The sequence below is a fragment of the Paenibacillus agaridevorans genome, assembly GCF_018604145.1.
In the GTDB taxonomy this organism is placed as follows: Bacteria; Bacillota; Bacilli; order Paenibacillales; family Paenibacillaceae; genus Pristimantibacillus; species Pristimantibacillus agaridevorans.
Genome location: NZ_CP075889.1, coordinates 544,176 through 561,759 on the forward strand (window position 1 = coordinate 544,176; position 17,584 = coordinate 561,759).

General features: G+C 54.8%; 14 protein-coding genes and 1 riboswitch. Of the genes, 11 read left to right on the forward strand and 3 right to left on the reverse strand.

The window, feature by feature from the left end; genetic code table 11:
* The first annotated feature begins 138 nt into the window (after positions 1–138).
* The 7 genes from KJW29_RS02205 (at position 139) to KJW29_RS02235 (ending at position 8,574) form a co-directional block, all read left to right on the forward strand.
* Positions 139–2,127, forward strand: a complete 1,989-nt coding sequence (locus tag KJW29_RS02205) for a glycoside hydrolase family 127 protein (RefSeq protein WP_214628589.1) — start codon at positions 139–141, stop codon at positions 2,125–2,127.
* A gap of 282 nt (positions 2,128–2,409) precedes the next feature.
* On the forward strand, positions 2,410–3,240 hold the full coding sequence (kduI, locus tag KJW29_RS02210) for a 5-dehydro-4-deoxy-D-glucuronate isomerase (RefSeq protein WP_087566854.1): 831 nt from the start codon (positions 2,410–2,412) through the stop codon (positions 3,238–3,240).
* A gap of 88 nt (positions 3,241–3,328) precedes the next feature.
* The gene (locus KJW29_RS02215; RefSeq protein WP_214628590.1) at positions 3,329–4,123 is read left to right on the forward strand and encodes a DeoR/GlpR family DNA-binding transcription regulator; all 795 of its coding nucleotides are present in this window, start codon (positions 3,329–3,331) and stop codon (positions 4,121–4,123) included.
* 4 nt (positions 4,124–4,127) lie between these two features.
* Complete coding sequence (gene kduD, locus KJW29_RS02220; protein WP_108991983.1) at positions 4,128–4,883, forward strand: 2-dehydro-3-deoxy-D-gluconate 5-dehydrogenase KduD; 756 nt, start codon at positions 4,128–4,130, stop codon at positions 4,881–4,883.
* 1,102 nt (positions 4,884–5,985) lie between these two features.
* Entirely contained in the window at positions 5,986–6,978 is a 993-nt protein-coding gene (locus KJW29_RS02225) for an ABC transporter ATP-binding protein (protein ID WP_214628591.1), read from the forward strand.
* Positions 6,975–7,781: an ABC transporter permease gene (locus tag KJW29_RS02230; RefSeq protein WP_108991985.1), complete on the forward strand. Its 807-nt coding sequence runs from the start codon at positions 6,975–6,977 to the stop codon at positions 7,779–7,781. The genes KJW29_RS02225 and KJW29_RS02230 overlap by 4 nt, the downstream gene beginning before the upstream one ends.
* Before the next feature lie 10 nt (positions 7,782–7,791).
* Complete coding sequence (locus KJW29_RS02235) at positions 7,792–8,574, forward strand: ABC transporter permease (RefSeq protein WP_214628592.1); 783 nt, start codon at positions 7,792–7,794, stop codon at positions 8,572–8,574.
* A 117-nt stretch (positions 8,575–8,691) separates the two neighbouring features.
* Here KJW29_RS02235 and KJW29_RS02240 read toward each other — a convergent pair whose 3' ends face one another.
* On the reverse strand, positions 8,692–9,135 hold the full coding sequence (locus KJW29_RS02240; protein ID WP_087566848.1) for a hypothetical protein: 444 nt from the start codon (positions 9,133–9,135) through the stop codon (positions 8,692–8,694).
* Positions 9,136–9,138: 3 nt separating this feature from the next.
* A riboswitch (cyclic di-AMP (ydaO/yuaA leader) is annotated at positions 9,139–9,315 on the reverse strand.
* Positions 9,316–9,480: 165 nt separating this feature from the next.
* Here KJW29_RS02240 and KJW29_RS02245 point away from each other — a divergent pair.
* Entirely contained in the window at positions 9,481–10,437 is a 957-nt protein-coding gene (locus KJW29_RS02245) for an aldolase catalytic domain-containing protein (protein ID WP_214628593.1), read from the forward strand.
* 178 nt (positions 10,438–10,615) lie between these two features.
* On the opposite strand, the gene KJW29_RS02250 is transcribed toward KJW29_RS02245, so the two are convergent.
* Positions 10,616–12,637 carry an eCIS core domain-containing protein gene (locus tag KJW29_RS02250; RefSeq protein WP_214628594.1) on the reverse strand — a complete coding sequence of 674 codons (2,022 nt, stop codon included), beginning with the start codon at positions 12,635–12,637 and terminating at the stop codon, positions 10,616–10,618.
* Between the two features lie 257 nt (positions 12,638–12,894).
* On the opposite strand from KJW29_RS02250, the gene KJW29_RS02255 reads away from it, so the two are divergent.
* The 3 genes from KJW29_RS02255 to KJW29_RS02265 all read left to right on the forward strand — a co-directional run bounded on the left by KJW29_RS02255 (position 12,895) and on the right by KJW29_RS02265 (position 16,630).
* Complete coding sequence (locus tag KJW29_RS02255; protein WP_214628595.1) at positions 12,895–15,087, forward strand: ATP-binding protein; 2,193 nt, start codon at positions 12,895–12,897, stop codon at positions 15,085–15,087.
* 154 nt (positions 15,088–15,241) lie between these two features.
* The gene (locus tag KJW29_RS02260) at positions 15,242–15,820 is read left to right on the forward strand and encodes a Pvc16 family protein (RefSeq protein WP_087566844.1); all 579 of its coding nucleotides are present in this window, start codon (positions 15,242–15,244) and stop codon (positions 15,818–15,820) included.
* A gap of 3 nt (positions 15,821–15,823) precedes the next feature.
* Positions 15,824–16,630: a hypothetical protein gene (locus KJW29_RS02265; RefSeq protein WP_214628596.1), complete on the forward strand. Its 807-nt coding sequence runs from the start codon at positions 15,824–15,826 to the stop codon at positions 16,628–16,630.
* 565 nt (positions 16,631–17,195) lie between these two features.
* On the opposite strand, the gene KJW29_RS02270 is transcribed toward KJW29_RS02265, so the two are convergent.
* Positions 17,196–17,507 (reverse strand): hypothetical protein, encoded by a 312-nt coding sequence (locus KJW29_RS02270; RefSeq protein ID WP_214628597.1) that lies wholly within the window; start codon positions 17,505–17,507, stop codon positions 17,196–17,198.
* Positions 17,508–17,584 lie beyond the last annotated feature (77 nt).

Sequence of the window (17,584 nt, forward strand, 5' to 3'; positions counted from 1 at the left end):
ATTTTATTCATTGGAGTGTGAAATCGAGTAAGCGAATGGTTGCTTTTATTGATTTTATTACGCAGTAACCGTCATTACAATATAACTAAGAAGGATGAAAACGATTAAATCACAAAGTGCGCGAAAGGGTGGATTGAAATGGTTGGTACGAATAGAATTTTTACGCCCATTGGAAATAACGTGAAGGTGGACGATGTTTTCTGGAACGGATATCGCGATCTTGTACGCAACGTGGTCGTTCCTTATCAATGGGAAGCGCTGAACGACAGGGTGGAAGGAGCCGAGCCAAGCCGCGCTGTACGAAATATGAAGGCTGCAGCAGGAGAACTGGAAGCGGAATTCAGCGGGTTTGTGTTCCAGGACAGCGATTTGTACAAGTGGCTGGAGGCGGTCGGATACTTGCTGCGGGAGAGACGGGAGCCGGAGCTTGAGGCCGTTGCGGACGAGCTGATCGCCACAATAGAGAGGGCGCAGGAAGCGGACGGTTATCTGAACACGTTCTACGCGCTGAAGGAGCCGGGCAAACGATTTACGAATTTGACGGAATGCCACGAGCTGTATTGCGCGGGCCATCTGATGGAAGCGGCGGTGTCTTATTACGAGGCTACGGGCAAGACCGCGCTGCTGGACATCGCATGCCGATTCGCCGACCTGATCGGCGAGACGTTCGGGAACGGTCCGGGCCAAATACCGGGCTACGACGGCCATCAGGAGGTCGAGCTGGCGCTGGCAAAGCTGGCCCGCGCGACCGGCAACGACGGCTATATGGCGCTTGCGCGGTATTTCATCGACGAGCGGGGCAATTCGCCGAGTTTCTTCGAAGCGGAAGCGGAACGCCGCGGCCGGACAACGCATTGGCATAAAGGCGAGATCGGCAAGATCAACCATGCGTACTTTCAGGCGCATCTTCCCGTTCGGGAGCAGTCGGTCGCCGTCGGCCACGCGGTGCGCGTCGTCTATATGTGCGCCGGGATGGCGGACGTGGCGAAGGCGACGGGGGATGTTGCGCTCGCGGAAGCGTGCGAGAGGCTATGGCGCAACATCACGGAACGCCAAATGTACGTAACGGGCGGCATCGGCGCGACGGCTGCAGGAGAGGCGTTTTCCGTAGATTATGACTTGCCTAACGATACCGCCTATGCGGAGACATGCGCATCGATTGGCTTGATTTTTTTTGCCAAACGAATGATGGATCTGAAGCCCAGGGGTGAGTTCGCCGACGTCATGGAGCGCGCGCTCTACAACACGGTGCTTGCGGGCATGGCGCAGGATGGGCGCAGCTTTTTCTACGTCAATCCGTTGGAGGCAGCCCCTCATGTGTGCGAAGGAGGGAATCCTGGCTTCAACCATGTGAAGCCGGTACGTCAAGAATGGTTCGGATGTGCATGCTGCCCGCCGAACATCGCGCGGCTGCTGGCTTCGCTTGGCGATTATGTCTATACCGTTCATGGCGATGTCATCTATTCCAATCTGTTTATTGGCGGGGAAGCTGCCTTCGATCTGAGCGGCGGCTCGCTTGGTCTCAAGCAGCGTTCCAGTTTACCCTGGAGCGGCGAGACCGGCTATGAAATCAAGCTGGACGGATCGCTTGAATTCGAGCTGGCAATACGCATGCCAGGTTGGAGTCCGTCTGTATCCGTGAGGCTGAATGGCGAGACGTTATCGGGACTGCCGGTCGAGAACGGCTTTATCCGGCTTCGCCGGCACTGGCAGGACGGCGATGTGTTGGATATCGTCTTCGAGATACCGGTACAGCGCATTAGAAGTCATCCGCTTGTGCGTTACAATGTCGGCAAGATTGCGCTGCAGCGCGGCCCGCTTGTTTATTGTCTGGAGGAGGCGGACAACGGCTCTCAGCTTGGCGGTATCATGTTGGCAGCCGGTACTGCTCTAGAAGCCCAGTGGCGTGCTGATCTGCTAGGCGGCATCATGACGGTGCAAGGAGCTGCATGCCGACTGGCCGATGACGACAGCGGGCAACAGGGCTGGGGTTCGGCGTTGTACAGAGCGGACGAGGCAAGGACGACGGTGCCGGCTTCCGTCACGTTTATCCCCTATTATGCCTGGGCGAACAGGGGCAAAGGCGAGATGGCCGTATGGATCAAGGAGCTTGCTGCTCAAGCCTGATCATCAGTCTTTATCAAGATAGCGATGGAAGCGGGATAGGTCTCTTCGAAGGCCATTCCGCTTCCATTTATTTTTTGGAAGTGAATTTCTTTTAAAGAGGATGTTCAAAAGATTCGATTCCCACTACGAAGTACGCCTTGTATCTTAGTCGACAAAAAGGGGTCTATTTAAGTTCGAAAATGTGTGTTATGATTATAAATGAACAAAAACAAACGTTTTCGGTATGTTTAGCGCCAGATCGTGCGAAGATGCCGGACAAAATCCTAAGGAGGCTATTCATTCATGGATATTCGTCATACGACCAACCCAACCGATGTAAAACAATACGATACGGAGAGACTGCGCCAGGAGTTTCTGATCGAAAGCCTGTTCGAGCCGAACAAGCTCAACATGACTTACACGCATTATGACCGCATGGTAGTAGGCGGCGCTCAGCCAGTTGGCGAAGAGATTGCTCTGGATGCCGGCGACGCGCTTCGCACGGAATATTTCCTGGAACGCCGCGAGATCGGCTTTCTCAGCATTGGCGGTCCTGCCATTATTACGGTGGACGGCGAAGCGTACGAGCTGGACAAGCTGGACGTGCTGTACGTTGGCAAAGGCAAACGCGATGTGAAGCTGGCGAGCAAGGATTCCGCGAATCCGGCCAAGCTGTACTTCTGTTCTGCGTTGGCTCATGCCGAGCTGCCTACCCGCAAGATGACGCGCGAAGAAGCGAACCCGCTTAATTTGGGTGCGCAAGAGACATCCAACGAGCGCGTCCTGTACAAATACATTCATGCCGACGGCATTCAAAGCTGCCAGCTGATGCTGGGCGTAACAAGCCTGCAGACGGGCAGCGTATGGAACACGATGCCTTCCCACGTGCATGACCGCCGCATGGAAGCCTATCTCTACTTCGATATGGCCGAAGAGACTCGCGTCTTCCACATGATGGGCGAGCCTTCGCAAACGCGTCATCTGGTCGTGGGCAACGAGCAGGCGATCATCTCGCCTCCATGGTCGATCCACTCCGGCGTAGGCACGAGCAACTACACGTTCTGCTGGTCGATGGCCGGCGAGAACTACACATTTACGGACATGGATGTTGTTCCGGCAAGCGGCCTGAAGTAAAAAAATTCGATCGAAGTTCTTCCCAGGTAACTTATAAATTCCTATGTGGTAGAATAGCTCCATGAAGCTTTAATGGAGGAGGGGCGCCATGCTTGCTGCAGAACGCCATCGGAGAATCATCGAGAAGCTGGGCGAGAGCGGCGCGGTTAAAGTGTCGGAGCTGAGCGAGTTATTTTTGGTAACGGAGAAGACGGTCCGCGAGGATCTGGAGAAGCTTGAGGAGAAAGGCCTGCTCAAACGGACGCATGGCGGCGCGGTACTGGAGCAGGGAGGCGAGGACAGCTTCCTGCCGCTTCAGATTCCGAATGCCAAACATCAGGCGGAGAAGGCGGCTATCGCAACCCTGGCGCTTAGCTGCATCGAACCGAACGACATCATCGCGCTCGATGCGGGCAGCTCCACGCTGGAGCTGGCGAGGCAATTGCCCAATATGCCGCTTACGGTGCTGACGAACGATCTGCTCATTATTCGAGAGCTGACGATGAAGGATGCGATACGGCTCGTCGTTCCCGGCGGGTATCGCCATAACAACTTGCTCATCGGCGGAGAATCGCAGGAGTGGATCAACCGGCTTAACGTACACAAGCTGTTTCTGTCGACGACGGGCATTCATCCGGAATACGGACTTACGATCTTTACCGAAGAGCTGGCCAAGCTCAAGCGGCTTTATATCGACAACGCCAGGCGGACGTATGTCGTCGCGGACCATAGCAAATTCGACAGGGGCGCGCTTATTACGTATGCGGCGTTAAACGATGTTCATTGCATCATAACGGATGGCGGCATTTCGCCCGAAGTGGAGGAGCGTTACGAAGCGCTGGGACTGACGATTATGAAGGCGGAGGTTCCGGCTAGCGGAAAACGAACGAGAGGAAAGGTGTAGGCAAATGGCTTTATTTGATCTGACGGGCAAAAAAGCGATCGTGACCGGAGCGGGCCGAGGGCTAGGCGAGGCTATCGCATTAGGACTTGCCCAGGCGGGCGCCGATGTGGCGCTGGTCACGAACCGGACGCCGGCGGACAAGTCCGCTGCAAAAATCGCGGAGATGGGACGCAAAGCGATTACGATTCAGGCGGACGTAGGCGATCGCACCAAGCTTCCGGGCATAGTTGAACGTACGGTAGACGAGCTTGGAGGCGTAGACATCCTGGTCAACAACGCGGGCATTATTCGCCGTACCCCTGCCGTAGAGCACAGCTATGAGGACTGGCAGGACGTAATGGACGTCAACCTGAATTCGGTGTTCGTCCTTTGCCAACTCGCGGGCAAACATATGATTGCCCAAGGCTCCGGCAAAATTATCAATATCGCGTCGATGCTCTCGTACCAAGGCGGCATTACGGTGCCGGGCTACGCGTCGAGCAAACATGCGGTTGCCGGCCTCACGAAGGCGCTGGCAAACGAGTGGGCAGCCAAGGGACTTCAAGTGAACGCGATCGCGCCGGGCTACATGAGCACGGACAACACGGAAGCGCTGCGCGAAGATCCTGTCCGCAGCACGCAGATCCTGCAGCGCATCCCGGCCGGCCGTTGGGGCACGTCCGAGGATCTGATCGGCCCGGCCGTCTTCCTCGCTTCGTCTGCATCCGACTACATGAACGGCCACATCCTAGCTGTTGATGGCGGATGGCTGGTTAGATAATAGATTGCAGGTAATATCTCCGAGCGGATAATGACTCCGCTTGGAGATTTTTTGTTTTTAGGAAAGTATACGACATACTTGACTGTGGATAATGAGCTTCAGCAGGAAGTAACACTTTTTAGCAGCCATAGGCGTTAGTAACGCTTATGGCTCCAAAAAGGAGGCGAACGAGCAGCTGTAGGCGTTAATAACGCCGATGGACCGTAAAGTTCCTCAAATCAGCGTCTATAGGCGATAAAAACGTCTATGGCTCCAAAAAGTAGGCGGACGAGCAGCTGTAGGCGTTAAAAACGCCGATGGACCAGAAAGTAACTCAGATTAGCGTCCATAAGCGTCAGAAACGCTAATGGCACCAAAAAGTAGGCGAACGAGCAGTTGTAGGCGTTAAAAACGCCGATGGACCGGAAAGTAACTCAAATTAGCAGCCATAGGCGTTAGTAACGCTTATGGCTCCAAAAAGTAGGCGTACGAGCCGCTGTAGGCGTTAAAAACGCCGATGGACCGTAAAGTAACTCAGATTATTGTGTATAGGCGTTAGTAACGCTTTTGGCACCAAAAAGTAGGTAAACGAGCCGCTGTAGGCGTTAAAAACGGCGATGGACCGTAAAGTAACTCTGATTAGCGTCCAAAGGCGAATTATAGCGTCTATGAAGCCACCATTGTGCCGGCAAAGCCAGTGAAACGCAAATGAATGGTGGAGAAAAGGAAATGAAGAATGGAAGAAGAGAGCGAGTTTGGAGCCAGATCGAAAACTTGTGCTTGCCAATCTCCCCATCAGGGCGATCTTGTTCCGCAGCAGTAGACTTTAAATTAGCGAAGTGGAGTTTGTCTTCAGTCTGCAGTGCATGAGCTCGAAAACTCGGTATGCAGCCAGGTGGGAAGGTCGATCTGGACGCTGCAAGCCGAAAAAATCGGGTAGCAGAGAGCTGAGAAGTCCCATAATCCGCCGCGCGAAGCAAATGTCGCGAGACGGATCCGAAAATCGATGAAATTGGATAAAATTCCATCGTTCACGAAACTTTTTGAAATTACCCCTTTACAACCTCCGTCGTATGAGATATATTCTTCTTCCGACTCTAACAGGAGGATAACGCTTACAACTATGGAAAAAGGTATTATTCAGTTAACTGGCATCGGCAAAAGCTTCAAGGTAGCAGAGCGCACCGCGGGGCTGCGTCAGGCGGCGAAGGCGCTGTTTGTTCGCAAGCATCGTATCGTGGAAGCATTAAAAGACATCTCCTTCACGGTCAACGAAGGAGAGATCGTCGGTTATATCGGGCCAAACGGCGCCGGGAAGTCGACGACGATCAAGGTGATGAGCGGCATTCTTGTGCCGGACGGCGGCACCTGCTCCATCATGGGGTACACGCCGTGGAAGGAAAGAACGGATTATGTACGGCATATCGGCGTCGTATTCGGCCAGCGCTCGCAGCTCTGGTGGGATGTCCCGGTCATCGACTCCTTCGAGCTGCTGCGCGACATCTATCGGATTCCGGATGAGATGTACAGGGAAAACCTGGCCGTATTGACGGAAATGCTTGCGCTCGCAGATCTGCTCGGCGTTCCGGTCAGGCAGCTTAGCCTCGGACAGCGGATGCGCTGCGAGATTGCGGCATCGCTGCTCCACAGCCCCAAGATTCTGTTCCTCGACGAACCGACGATCGGGCTGGATGCCGTCAGCAAGCTTGCGGTCAGAAGCTTTATTCGCAGGATCAATCAGGAGCGGGGCGTCACCGTCATCCTGACGACGCATGACATGAGCGATATCGAGGCGCTCGCGGACCGGATTCTCATGATCGGCAAAGGAACGTTGCTTTATGATGGTTCGTTGGAAGAGCTGCGAAGCCGCTTCGGCACAGGACGTACGATTACGGCAGACTACCGCGAATACGCGGGGGAGCCGGTCGATATTCCTGGCGCGACGAGACTGCAATGGTCGACAGAGCGTGCCGTATACAGTTTCGATACGGAATCCGTCGTACTGGCGGACGTCATTGCGCAGCTGTCGGGATCGGTCGAGCTGTTGGATATCAGCGTCGACTCCAAGGACATTGACGAGATGATCGTGCAGCTGTATGAGGAGCATCAAATATGAGAGCCTACGTTTCGATCTGGCGGCTGCGCTTTATCAACGGCATGCAATACCGCGCGGCGGCGCTTGCCGGCATGGCCACTCAGCTGTTTTTCGGATTTGTCTTCATTATGATCTTCGCGGCCTTCTACAGAAGCGGCGGCGGGGATTCCACTGCTTTTCCCCTTCAGGACTTAATTACTTACGTATGGCTCCAACAAATTTTTCTTTCCTTAATTATGTTGTGGATCAGGGATAACGAAATATTCGCCATGGTTACGAGCGGCAATATCGCATACGAGTTGTGCAGGCCGATGGGGCTGTACCCGTTCTGGTTTTCCAAGCTGCTTGCCCAGAGGGTGGCGGGCGCCGTGCTTCGCTGCTTTCCCATTACGACGGTTGTGTTTCTGCTGCCGGAGCCTTACGGGCTAAGCGCTCCTCCAAGCTGGACGGCGCTGCTGCTGTTTGTCGTGTCGCTGCTGCTTGGCTTGATTCTCGTCGTGGCGATTTCCATGCTGATTTACATCTCGGTATTCTGGACGATGTCGCCGACGGGATCCATGCTTATGATCTCGGTGGCGGGAGAGTTTCTGGCGGGCATGGTCATCCCTGTGCCGCTTATGCCGGAGTGGCTGCAGCGAATCACGTATGCGCTGCCGTTTCGCTGGACGACAGACTTCCCGTTCCGCGTCTATTCGGGACATATCCCGCAGCAAGAAGCGCTAATCGGCATCGGCGTACAGTTTGGTTGGATAGCGGCATTGGCTGCGTTCGGCATGTGGCTGATGCGCAAGGCGCTTCGCAACGTCGTTGTGCAAGGAGGGTGAGGAGAACGCGATGTCATTATATTTCCGTTATTTGAATATTCAACTCAAGTCGCAACTGCAGTACAGAGCCTCGTTCTTGCTGCTAAGCATAGGTCAATTTTTTATCCCGTTTATGGTGTTCGGGGGGCTGTATTTCATGTTCGAGCGATTCGGGCAGTTGGAGGGCTGGAGTTTCTTCGAGGTGACGCTTTGCTTCGCGGTCATTCACTTGTCGTTTTCTCTTAGCGAATGCTTCGCCAGAGGATTCGACGCCTTCTCCAGCCTGGTCGCAAGCGGAGACTTCGACCGTTTGTTGGTAAGGCCGCGCGGCACTGTCGTCCAGGTGCTGGGTTCGAAGTTCGAATTCACGCGTATCGGACGTTTGCTGCAGAGCACGATTGTGCTGATCTGGTCCATCGCGAATCTGCCTCAAGTATGGAGCTTTCCCAAGGCGATTACGCTGTTCTTTATGGTATTTAACGGCGTGATGATCTTTACGGGCATCTTTATCCTGGCGGCTACTTTCTGCTTCTGGACCATACAAGCGATTGAGATCGCGAACGTGTTCACCGACGGAGGCCGCGAGATGGCGCAATATCCGCTGACGATCTATGAGAAGTGGGTGACCCGGTTCTTTACGTTTATCGTCCCGTTCGGGTGCGTGACGTATTTGCCCCTTATGTATTTGCTGGACAAAGAGGAGGGGAACTGGGTAACAGGAATGCTGGTGCCTTTCGGAGGTCTGTTTTTTCTGCTCCCATGCTTGCTGGTATGGAGGATCGGTGTCAGGCATTACCGCTCAACCGGTTCTTAACGGCAAGAAGTACAGACCAAGAGCCCGAACAACATCCACCGTGGATGGTGCCCGGGCTCTTTTTCATTACGCGGCTCCATGAATTAAGGAGTCCGAAAATTCAACTTGCAGCGATCCCTAATCCAGCGACAGGTAGGCGACGGCGCGTTGTTGCAGCACGGATTCCTCGGCCTGGAAGGCAGTGACAGAACCGATGCCTGGCATCATGCCCATCTCCCGAATCTGCTCCATGCCGGTGATGAACATCTGACACACCCGCTTGTCGGATTCCCCTCTGCTCATAATAATTTCGGTCAAACGTTCGGTTACCGAAGTAAGCGGGAAGCGGCCAATGAACGATTGAAGAAGCTCTCTCCAATGCTCCAGATCGAAGCTGGCGTCGTTCTCGCAGATGAATTGTTCGCTCCAGCCGATGCCAAGATCGCTGGTCAGCCTGAGACATACACGAAATCCGGTCGAGTCGACGGCGAGAGCGGGAATGACGAATAGTTCGATGCGGCTGATGTTGACATGCTGAGGCAGCTCGATGGGGAATGAAGAATTTTCCAGGAATAAAGACATGTTCATCTCTCCTTCTTCCGCTGACGAGGTTAGCTGTCGGATTCGGGTTAGAGAGAAAACCCTACCGGGGGCACAAATCCCCGGATTCACCCCCTGCGTGCGGTCCATGCAGGCATGCGACCGGTTCGCGTTGGTTCCCCCGTTTTCTCCCTGGAAGGAGAAATTAAGCGTTATTGTTTACATAATATTTTAGCGTTAAAATATCCATTTGTAAATGAGGAGTTATTCGGACAAGAGGAGCGTAAAAATCGCAAAAAGCGACATATTTTCTTTGCGTTCCCGCGGCTTATCAAGTATGATGGTAGATAAAAATGAACTCATGTTCAATTCAAAGGAGCAGTACGTATGCAATCGAAAACAAGTCACTGCAAAATCGTAGACTGTACTATTCGCGATGGCGGACTCGTCAACAACTGGGATTTCAGCATCGAGTTTGTCCAGCACCTTTATAATAGCCTTAACGAAGCCGGAGTCGATTGTATGGAGATTGGCTACAAAAACTCTCCGAAGCTGCTCAAAGGCGCCGAGAACGCCGGGCCATGGCGTTTCCTTAACGACGACTTCCTAAAGAAGGTTATTCCAAACAAAGGCAATACGAAGCTGTCCGCGCTTGTTGACATCGGGCGCGTCGACGAAAACGATATCCTTCCCCGCAGCGAGAGCCTGCTGGACCTGATCCGCGTTGCCTGCTACATTCAAGACGTAGACAAGGCGCTTGAGCTGGTAAAAGTGTTCCACGACCGCGGCTACGAGACGACGCTTAACATTATGGCATTGTCCAATGTCATGGAGAACCAATTGATCGAAGCGTTCCAGGCGATTAACGAGAGCGTAGTTGACGTAGTTTACATCGTAGACTCTTACGGCAGCCTGAAGCCTGAGGACTTCACCTACCTGGTGGACAAATTCCAGCAGCATCTCCCGAACAAACGTCTTGGCATTCACGCCCACAACAACTTGCAGCTGGCATTCGCCAATACGCTTCTTGCTGCTGGCAAAGGCGTAGAGCTTTTGGATGCTTCCGTATACGGCATGGGCCGCGCTGCGGGCAACTGCAACACGGAACTGCTCGTCTCCCAGCTTCAAAATACGCGCTACAACGTGCGTCCAGTGCTGGACATGATCGAGAAATACATGATTCCGCTTCGCGAGAAGGAAGAATGGGGTTACATTATTCCTTACATGATCACGGGCATTCTCGACGAGCATCCGCGTTCCGCGATGGCGCTTCGCGCTTCCGAGAACAAGGACAATGGCGTGGATTTCTACGATCAACTGACTACTCCGGAAATTTCCAAATAAGAGGAGTCAGGAAAGTCACTCTCAAGTTAATCTTGTAAGATAGCTAAGCTCGTACAATGAAACACATAGACGCCACAACAAAAGCGCCGTTCTGGTAAGCTGCTCAGCTTCCGGAACGGCGCTTTTGTTGTTTTCAATATAGGAAGGCAATTCGTCATGGAGTAGCATACAGATGCAGTTATTCGTCTTCCGACAAGGGATCCTGCTGCGCCGTCTTAGACCGCGAATGTGAGGCTGGTATGTCGGAGTCCGAGCCATAACCCGTGTCGCCTTGGCTCAACCTTTCATTGACGGTACTCCATTCCTCTCTGGCCAGCAGTCTCGACGCTTCCTTGCGAAGATGATTCTGGAGCTTGACGAGTCGATCAACTAGAGCGTTAATCTCCGCAGGAGCAAGAAGATCCTCCATCAGTGTTCGCAGATCGTCCGGCTTGAGAGCCAAGATGCGTTTCGCCAGTTCTCTGTCTACGAACTTGCTTATGCCAGGGTATTCCTGATGATTGGAATCCAGATCAGTCTGCGCGCCGATTGCCATATCGTTGCCTAGTCCCTTCACTCCAAGCACATTGCCGTCATCATCCCGTTCAATCATGAAGTTTCCGCCTTGGAGGTCAGCTTGCATGGCGAGCGTATCGATTAACTGCAAGCGCGATATAGCCCGTTGGAAGACGGGGTCATCCACGTTAAACGATTCTTTGCGGCTCGCTTCGATATCATCGTTTAAAGGCTTCAGTGATTTATATCTTCCGCCGGATCCGCTGATTCCCGAGTTGTATAAAGCCATCTCCGCGCCGGCGATGACGCCTGCGTTTAGCAGCTTGTCCAATCGGGACATAGCTGCCAGGCGAGCGCCCGCCCGATCGATTCTGCTATCCATTGTCGCGTTGCCGTTTTCATCGTCTGCCGAATCCTTTTTATTCTCGGACGCCATCTCGGACATCTCCTCATAGGATCGCAGCGCGAGCTTTGTTTCCTTGAACATCCCTTTCTTGTCCGGCCCGATTTCAAATAACGCGATCGTATTGCTGCCGCCCGTGCCCGTAACTCCGTTTAAATCTTCTGCAAGCCCCGGCAGGCCTTTGCTCGTGAGGAGTGCCCATAACGGGCGATCCTTCGCCGGATCCAGCTTGTATTCGGCCGCGGAGGAGCGAACGGCTCTTTTCTCAAGAGGCAAAGCTTTCTTTAATCTGCGGATATAGTCAGCCCTTGAGTCCTTGTCGTCATTCTTATTGTGACTGATGCAGGCATCGCTTACGTTCTCGACTTCGTTGTAGAGCGACATAATCACACTGAGCTGATCGTCGATTTCCTCAGGCGTGTTCCCAACGACCTCTTGGTCTACGTAACGGTCGAAGAGCTCCAGCTTCTGCAGGAGAGCGCGATAATGCGTGTTGTTCTTCGAAAGCGTCTCGCCCATGCCGAACTTCTTGTCCGGCTGATTCGTGGCACGCTCCTTCGGTTCGCCAAGCTGCTTTTTCGCTTCGGAAGGTCGGGGCATACGCTGGATGGGCGAATCGGCATAAGAGGATGAGCTCCGTCCGCCTGTATCCGCGGTTTGGCGCTGAACGACATCCTGGAATTCCTCACTCTCGGACTCCGCTTGTTTTTGATGCTCCGGTTCTGGGGCATTCGCCGCCTTGGCTCCCATTCGATCGGCTTCTTGTTCGAGCGCAGGACTATCGTTAAGCGCATGTCCGGTAGAGAGCTGGGCGGTAGGTGCGACGCGTCCTTCGCGCTGCTGGATAACGTGGGACAGCTCATGTCCGAGCAGCTGCTGACCGTCGCGGCTATCGGGTTTATACTGTCCCGGGGCGAAATGGATATCCGAACCTTGCGTATAAGCGAGCGCCCCGACTTGACTTGCTTGGGATCCGACATGGATGCGCACATTGGAGAAATCTGCTCCGAACGATTGTTCCATCTTGGCCTGCAAATCCTCGGGCATGCCCTTCCCCCCTCCGGAAGGGGAAGATGATGACGGCGATGCGGCATGCAGCTCCTTAGATTCGTCCTTCAGTCTCTGCAGAACCGCTTGATTGCCCGCAGATGCCTGGAGCCGAGCTAACTGGCCCGTCGGACTTCCATCCTTTCGGCGCTGAATGGCAGCCGAGTCCGGCTGGGACGATCGCGGCTGCCTTGATGATAATTTAGGCTCATGTCGCGTAAGAGCGCGTCGTCGTCGTTCAGCAGATTCCTTCATGGATTCACCATCTTCCTGGAGAATAAGCGCAAGATTCTTTTAACTACGTTCATTTAAACTCTTGTAAACCGATTATATCCCATTGCCGCGGGAGCTGTCATACCCTTTTGCAAAATATGCCAAGCGCTCTATCGATTCAGCCCTTGCATTCTCTTATTCCACTCCCACGTATTTGGCAATCCTGTGATATAATGCAGAAATATAGGTTATTATCGCACGGGTTGACGGACTGTGCCGAATGCGGGGGAACGCTGGAAATGAATGCTGCGGACGAGACGATTGGCGACTATGGAGCGGTTGATCATATTAGGGACGAACTAATCTGGCTGGATGCTGGCCTGCGCGCGCTGCTTGATCTCGGAGGCAACGATCCGTTCGTGGATCCGCTTGCAGCCTTTAGAGGACTGGTCGTGAGCAGGGAAGAGCTGCTGGAAGAGGAATCTGCGGAGATGGCCGAGAGCAAGGCTCGGGCTTGGCAGGATTATGCGGTGTTTCGGAGGGAATCGGAGGAACGAACCTCCGAACGGGCACGGGAGGTCTTCGGACTGCCGCTATACGCTCTGGCATCGTCACTCCGGCTTACGGTATGGGAATATCGCTGCGTCGTGCTTTGCCTAGCCGTAGAGGTAGATCGCAACTATGAGAAGTGGTATGGCTACCTTAACGACGATGCAACTGCAAAAACGGCAACGGTTGATTTGGCCTTGAGGCTGTTGGGAGATTCGGAGGATGACAGGAAGCTGGGCAGAGTCCTGCTAGGAAGAGACGGCAAACTCCGCCGCTGGCTGCTTCAGCCGCCAGGGGACGAATCCTCCGCTCAGGCGCTCAAGTCGCCGCTTCGGCTGGACGAACGTGTCGTAACCTTCCTGCTGGATACGGAGAAGCTTGACGGAAGGCTGGGCGAATGTGTGGAATCGCTCGATCCGGAGCAATACCCCGAGCTTGCCTGGGAGGGAGCGGGGGAAGTCGAAGACGTGCTTCGACAGGTGATCGACAGCTGGCCGGCGGACAGTCTGCCTGTTGTCATGCTGTGGGGGGCGCGAGGCGGAGGCAAGCGGGCGCTGATGCACCGTCTTGCCGCCCGTCGGAGGCAGCGGCTGCTGGTCGTGTCGCTTGCTTCGCTACCATCCGAACCGGAGAGACTTCGCACCGTCATGGATCACCTTATCCGCGAAGCGCTGATGACGGACTCCATAATCGCTTTCGAGGAAGAGAACGGCGGATGGAAGGAACGTTTGTCGCAGGGACAGCTGCGAGACTCTCTGCGAGATTACGCAGATCATGCGGGCCGTCCGCTTGTCGCCTGGATCGCTCGCGATCGAAGCGCCGTCGGCGAATTGCCGTTGCCGGAAGGATCCGCCTTCTGGAGCACGGAGCTGCCGCCGCCCGTTGCCAGGGTTCGCGCGGAGCTGTGGCAAAAGCAGGCGGCTGAGCTTGGAGAAGCTGCCAGCTCACCGGGCGCTCCCGACTATGGGACTTTGGCCGTTGAGCTCGCGGATCGTTTTCATTTCACTCCTGGACAGATCGCGACGGCATGGCGGCAAGCGCTGGTACTTGCAGCAGGGCGGGGGGACGTGCTGCCGAGCCGGGCCGATCTGGCCGCGGCGGCCAGAGGCCAGTTCCGACATCGGCTCGCGCAGCATGCCGTTGCCATCGAGCCGCGCCGAAGCTGGGAAGATCTCATCATTCCGGATGAATCGCTTGACCTCATTCGGGAGGCGTGCAAGCGTTACATGCTGAGAGAGCAGGTGCTTGGAGGATGGGGACTGGGCGGCAGATTGACTTATGGAACAGGAGTCCATCTCCTGTTCGCGGGGCCGCCGGGCACGGGCAAGACGATGGCTGCCGAAGTTGTGGCGGGAGAGCTCGGCCTGGAGCTGTACAGGGTCGACCTGTCGCGGATCGTAAGCAAGTATATCGGGGAGACGGAGCAGCGGCTGCGAGAGCTGTTCGAGGAAGCTCGGCAGAGCGGCGCCATCCTGTTCTTCGACGAAGGCGATGCGCTGTTCGGCAAACGGACAGAGGTGAAGGATGCACACGATCGTTACGCCAATATGGAAGCGGCTTATTTGCTTCAACTAATCGAGGCCTACGACGGGGTAACGATTCTGGCCACCAATCTTATGCAAAATTTGGACGAGGCGCTGCTGCGGCGCATGAGCGTCATCGTTAAATTCCCATTTCCCAGCGCAGAAGATCGTGCGAGAATATTCGCGTCTCTCCTTCCCGTCGGCGTTCCCCGGGACGAGGATCTGGATCTGCCGTTCCTGGCTCAACGCGTAGAGGTATCGGGCGGTCATATCAAAAATATTGTGCTCGCCGCCGCATTCCTTGCCGCATCCGGACATCAGCCTATCGGGATGACGCATATGGTACGTTCGGCACGCGCCGAGCTTCAGAAACTTGGCAAAATTCCGATGCGGGGAGCTTTCGCGCCTTACAGCGAATGATAATGAAACGAAGGTGCAGGACGGAAAAAGAGTAGAGTAGTCCGGTCGTAGTATTCGTAGTGTACGGTTGTATTCGCAAGGCCAATCATCATTATTTTTCCGGCCCGTACTTCGGCATGAAACCGATTGCCGGGCAGGTGGAGGAGAGAAAACAATGGGAAGCTACACGGTAATTGCCGACGCCGGCGCCAGCCTGCTCAAGCTGCTGCGCGAGGAAATGACGCCGGATCCGGTATCCCGTCCGGAGCTGATCGGGATGGCGAGTCCGGCGGACAAGGGAGACTTGAACATATCGGTATACATATGCGCGGTGAGGGAGAACAACGAATCGCGCCGAACGGAAATGCTGATCGAAGGCGATATGCTCCGTTATCCGCCGCGTTCCATTGATCTGGAATGTCTAATAACCGCACATTCCAGTGCGGATATATTGACTCGCACGCTTGACGAGCACCGACTGCTGGGCAAGGTTGCGCAGATTCTTCATGACAATAGCGTATTGCGTGGGCCCATGCTGGAGGGAACGCTGGCCGATTCCGATGCCGGGCTCAAAATATCGCCATTGCCTTACGGAACGGAGGATCTGACGCGTCTGTGGCAATTCGGGGATGCGCCTTACAAGCTTTCGCTGGCGTATCGGATCGGTCCCGTGCATCTGGATTCCAATCGCGTCAAGCCGGCCGCCCGCGTTGTGGAGAGACGCATCACGCTGCGCGAGAAGGAGCGGGGATAAGTCATGCACTCCTCTCAATCCACTACCGTATCCCGTTGCTCGCTTGTCATTCGGACGACTGATGTATGGACCGGCCGACCGGCCGCTGCTTCTGCGGTCAGGGTGAGACTCGAGGATGTCCGGGCGACTCCGCTTCGCACGTCGGAAGGCAGCTGGGCGTTTCTGGACATCCACGGTAATTTTTGCACAATAATCGTGGAGTCCGACATGTATCTGCCATGTGCCAGACAAGTCGATCTGTCGACGTTGAAGCAAGGTCATCCCGTCGTCGAGCTCTTTTTAATGCCAAATAGAAGATACACTCCTCCGGCATCCGCCTCCGGTATTATTCGCAGATTGACGGACGGTGCAGGGAAACCGTTGTCGGACGTGGAGGTTTTCGCTTATGTGGAGGACGACAGCATGGCTAGAGGACGAATTCTGGACGAGGAGGTTGCCCCGGGCAGCACGAAGCTTCGTTGCTTGCCCGGCGCGACGAAGCTTAAAAACGGCGACGCGCTTGCCGTGCGCGGCAAAGACGGCAAGGGGGCCGAATGCTTCCGCGTGCTGCCGACCGAGGACGGGGAGGAGCTGCGGCTTGAGCTGGACAGACCAACAGCAGGCCGGTGGAAGCGTCATACGCTGCTGCTACCGGCAGCCGCTGCGGTGAGTGATCGGGACGGCTGGGTATTGCTGCCGTTCCGTGGACGCGTATCGCCAGTCGGTGGCGTCGCCGTCCGGCTAAAGCACGAAGATCGTACGCTGGAGGAACGCTGGCCGCTGGAGCAAGGGAAGACGAACGTGCTGCCTGACTACGTCTGGGCGAAGTGAGTGGCTGGCGGCTGCCGAAGCGAAGCTCGCATTATCATAAAGGTACCAATGGTGCTTTTGAGTCGCGGCAGGTATGGATGTGTATGGAAAAACATACACAATACATCGCTGAAGCGCCTGAAGAGGCAATGTGTATGAAATTCCGAGTACAATGGTGCCGCGGAGACGCAACTGATGCGAATGTGTATGAAATATCGAGTACAATGGTGTCTTGGAGACGCGGCAGGTGCAAATGTGTATGAAATTTCGAGTACAATGGTGCCGTAGAGGCGGAACCTGTGCGAATATGTATGAAATTTCGAGTACAATGGTCCCGTAGAGGCGCAACTGGTGCGAATGTGTATGAAATTACGAGTACGATCATGCGCCAGGGTGACTGTAAATCCTATCTGAGCAACAAAAAGGCCCGCGTCGTTCGCTAACGATAACGGGCCTTTTTCGTATTGGCGATAAAACCTGCTTTTATGTTACCGCAGCGAACGTCAACGCGTTTCGGCGAGCGAAGCTCGCCCTCGCTGCGGATAGCGAGTCCGCGATGAGCGGCCAGCAACGCAACGTCAACGCGTTACGGCCGGCGAAGCTCGCCCTCGCCGCGGATAGCGAGTCCGCGATGAGCGGCGTTGGGATGCGCGTAGGCAGCACCCTGCAGCCGCTCGCCGTTATCGGCGACGGCGTCGAATGTGACCCGAATGTTTTCGTTTTGCGAAAGCCAGTCCAGCACTTCCGCATCGTCCAATTCTGCCACGTCGACGTACCAGAGCTTATCTCCGTATTGAGTGACCAGCATCAGCTTGGCATCTTTGAAGCGGAGCTCGCGGTTCTCCCACTCGTTATTGCCGATTGTGATGCTGATTAAGTTAAATTCTTCTACTTCCATAATTACCTTCCACCCCCAGCCGCCTGAAGCGATTGTTTCGCCGTTAAGTTACACCTGCCTCAGGCCGCAGCCGACTC